Genomic DNA, 3,252 nt, shown 5'->3' on the forward strand with positions numbered 1-3,252 from the left:
TACACGTTATTCCCTTACTAGTCCTAACGGGGAAGATATGCCGCTCAAAGCGTTGGGCGGTTTGCTTGGGCCTAATGGGGTTTCGTTCGGCCCACGCCTCGGATTTTTCCTCTATCCAGCGCAGGGCGCACTCCCGCACCGTCGGTGCGGACTCCTCCGCCTTTTCAGCTTCGGCTGCGGCTTCGCGGGCGGCCCTTTCGTCAATGGGGTCCCGACCGTTGTCGATGAGTTCCCTTGCTTTGGCCCCAAGGGTTCGCGCCGTCTTTATGTCAATGTCATTGCCGACGGCATACTCGCGGTTTTTGCCGGTGGTCGGGCTTGTATACCGGATGTAGTAACGGAGGTGCCCGCCTTGGCGCAACACGGTCAGCCCCCGGACGCCGCCGACGGCTCTCTTTTTGTTCTCCCGAAGGGACCTCAGGTCAATTGCAGTGAGTAGTTTCGCGGTGCGCATTTTATTGGGGGTACGAGATAGGCTAACGTCTATACCCCCAATAGTACCCCCAATAAAATCACCGGTTGTGAGTGTTTGGGGCTGGACGGGAATGGACAACCGAGAGGCAGGAATACCTCAGGTTTCCTAGAGACAAAAGAAAATCCCGTACCGCGTTGGACGGTACGGGATTATTTAGTGGTTGCGGGGGAAGGATTTGAACCTCCGACCTTCGGGTTATGAGCCCGACGAGCTACCGGGCTGCTCCACCCCGCGGTAAATTCGTCACTGCCGCGTGTCTGCGGCGTTGAGATTTGAATTATGCGGAACAACCCGAGGTCCGTCAAGAGTTTGATGCTTTAAATTTACAAACTGTTGCATATACCTATATCGAGGTAATTCTTGGGTCGCAAATTTCAGGCGGATTTGGGCCGCATGTATAATGAGACGATTCTACTTCCCGCAGGTTGGGAGGCCGAATCCCCAACTGACAAAATGCGGCGGACGAGGGCCCCCGTCCGAACAGCCGGACGCCGAGCGCCGCAGGACTACAAGATCCCAAGCATCATGCTCTACAACATTGCTCGACGCGTTCTCTTCTCGATGAACCCGGAGATGGCGCATGCCGTCACGATGTCCAACCTGGATTGGATCGTTCACCTGGGTCTTCACAAGCTCATCACCCACATGCCCGACGATGACCCCGTCACGGTGATGGGCGTGCGCTTCCCGAACACCATCGGTCTTGCGGCCGGCATGGACAAGGACGGCGAACGCGTGAGCGCCTTCGGCGGCCTCGGCTTCGGTCACGTCGAAATCGGCACGATCACGCCGTTGGCGCAGCCGGGGAATCCCAAGCCCCGACTCTTCCGCCTGATCCCCGCGGAAGGCGTCATCAACCGCATGGGCTTCAACAACGAAGGCGTCGTGCAGGTGTTGGAGAACCTCCGCAGCGCCGATGCGTTCCGCCTTCGCGGCGGCGTCCTCGGGATCAACATCGGGAAGAATGCGGTGACGCCGATTGAGAACGCGCTCTCCGACTATGAGAAGTGCCTCGACGCCGTCTACGACCACGCCGACTACATCGCGGTCAACATCTCGTCCCCCAACACGAAGAACCTCCGCGCGCTCCAGGGCGAGAGCGAACTCGAAAACCTCGTGAAGGGCATTACCGCGAAGCGCGAAGCGTTGAAGGAAGCCCGCAACGGCAAGCACGTCCCCATCGCCGTGAAGCTCGCGCCGGACCTTGAAAACGACGAGATCCTCCGCTGCGTCGACACGTTGATGGCGCACGGCATCGACGGCGTGATCGCGACCAACACGACGATCGCGCGTAAGCGTGTCGAAGGACTCCAACACGCGCAGGAAACGGGCGGCCTCTCGGGCGCGCCCCTTCGTGAGCGTTCGACCGAAGTCGTCCGCCTCATTGCGGATCACGTCAAGGGCGAACTCCCGATCATTGCGTCTGGCGGCGTGATGACGGGCAAGGACGCCGTTGAGAAGATGGAAGCGGGCGCGCAGCTCGTGCAGCTCTTCACGGGCTTCATCTACAACGGTCCGAAGCTGGTGGCCGACAGCGTCGAAGCCGTCGCCGCCTGGCGCCGCGCGCAGGCGAACTGACCGTAGGTCTGTTTCCCTGGACGAGAAACCCGGCTGCGAGGCCGGGTTTCGTCGTTCTGGGGATTGGTCTTTCGAGGTCCCTGATCAGGCGGGTCGGATCGCGATGAAGCATCCGGCGCGGGCCTGGGCGGCAGGCAGGCGCAGGACGCAGTGGCGTCGGCCGCGGTTCAGAAGTGCGGCGACGCCGAGCATCTGGCCGACGGCGGAGAAGACCGGGTAGCCGGCGTCGCCTTCAAGGCGCCCCGCCTTGTCGACGCAGTAGAGCAGCGTGTCGTCGCCGTCGATCTTCGCGTGGTAGACGAGGAGGTAGCCGTGCTCCGCGAGGTTGCGGGAGAGAAGACGGCTCGCGACGGGCGTGAGCACCCCGGCCAAGAGGCCCAGTCCCAAAAGGAAGATGGCGGAAATCAACGGGTCGGCCCCGAACTGCCGCTCGATGAAGGAGCGACTCGTCAATCGGGCGGCTTCCGCATCGGGGAGCACCGTCACCGACCAGGGCGGCAATTGAAGTTCGCGCGGGTTGCCGCGCTCATCCATCACGCGGGCGGTGATGTCGAGGGTGAGCCTGCCGGTGTGGAGTTGAGGGAGCGCCGTCAACGTCACGCGCCATCGCTGGCCGCTCGCGAACCAACGGGGCGAAGACGAGGCGGAGTTGACCGCGATGAGGTTCGTCTCAGGGGTCGTGTGGACGACGATCGCCACCGAAGCGTCCTTGGGGACGTCGTTGAGGGTGCCGGAGAGCGTGAGCGCCGCACCGGGCCATGCCGCCAAGGTCTGCTCGGGCGTGTTGATGCCGCGCCGGAGTTCGTCCGCGCAGGCGAACATCCCCAGCGACAGGGCCAGAACGGCCGTGCCGACGAGCGTGCGCCGCGTCCATCGCAGGATGCGTGCGGCTCGGGTGGGAGGAGTGTTCGGTCGCGTCATGACTGTCGGAAGGCAACATTGATCGGATCGCCTTGGCATTGTAGGGGGAGGCGGATACGGTGCGGACGAGTTGCTCTGAGTAGTCTCTCCCATGATGGGTGACGGGACGCAAGGAAGGGCGAGATGGCGGGCGGAGTGCGGGCGTCAAAAATTTGAGCGCCGCCCTTGACAGCAGGGGTTCGCTTCGGCACAATGCGTAACTCGTTTCTCCGGACGGGCCCCTCCGGCCGGTCGGATGAGACGGACGATCTTTAAAAATCAGAATTCAACGAACCGAT

General features: G+C 62.2%; 3 protein-coding genes and 1 tRNA gene. 1 reads left to right on the forward strand and 3 read right to left on the reverse strand.

Annotation, left to right across the window (positions count from 1 at the left end):
• Together HMPREF9440_RS01055 and HMPREF9440_RS01060 are read right to left on the reverse strand one after the other, a co-directional pair.
• A partial coding sequence (locus tag HMPREF9440_RS01055) for an integrase arm-type DNA-binding domain-containing protein (protein WP_008540644.1) occupies positions 1-454 on the reverse strand: 454 nt, incomplete at its 3' end.
• 178 nt (positions 455-632) lie between these two features.
• A tRNA-Met gene (locus HMPREF9440_RS01060) sits at positions 633-709 on the reverse strand.
• Between the two features lie 291 nt (positions 710-1,000).
• Between HMPREF9440_RS01060 and HMPREF9440_RS01065 the strand changes: the two genes are divergently transcribed.
• The gene (locus HMPREF9440_RS01065) at positions 1,001-2,053 is read left to right on the forward strand and encodes a quinone-dependent dihydroorotate dehydrogenase (RefSeq protein WP_040763169.1); all 1,053 of its coding nucleotides are present in this window, start codon (positions 1,001-1,003) and stop codon (positions 2,051-2,053) included.
• An 84-nt stretch (positions 2,054-2,137) separates the two neighbouring features.
• Here HMPREF9440_RS01065 and HMPREF9440_RS01070 read toward each other — a convergent pair whose 3' ends face one another.
• Positions 2,138-2,974: a hypothetical protein gene (locus HMPREF9440_RS01070; RefSeq protein WP_148516242.1), complete on the reverse strand. Its 837-nt coding sequence runs from the start codon at positions 2,972-2,974 to the stop codon at positions 2,138-2,140.
• Positions 2,975-3,252 lie beyond the last annotated feature (278 nt).

The organism is Sutterella parvirubra YIT 11816 (assembly GCF_000250875.1).
GTDB lineage: Bacteria > Pseudomonadota > Gammaproteobacteria > Burkholderiales > Burkholderiaceae_F > Sutterella > Sutterella parvirubra.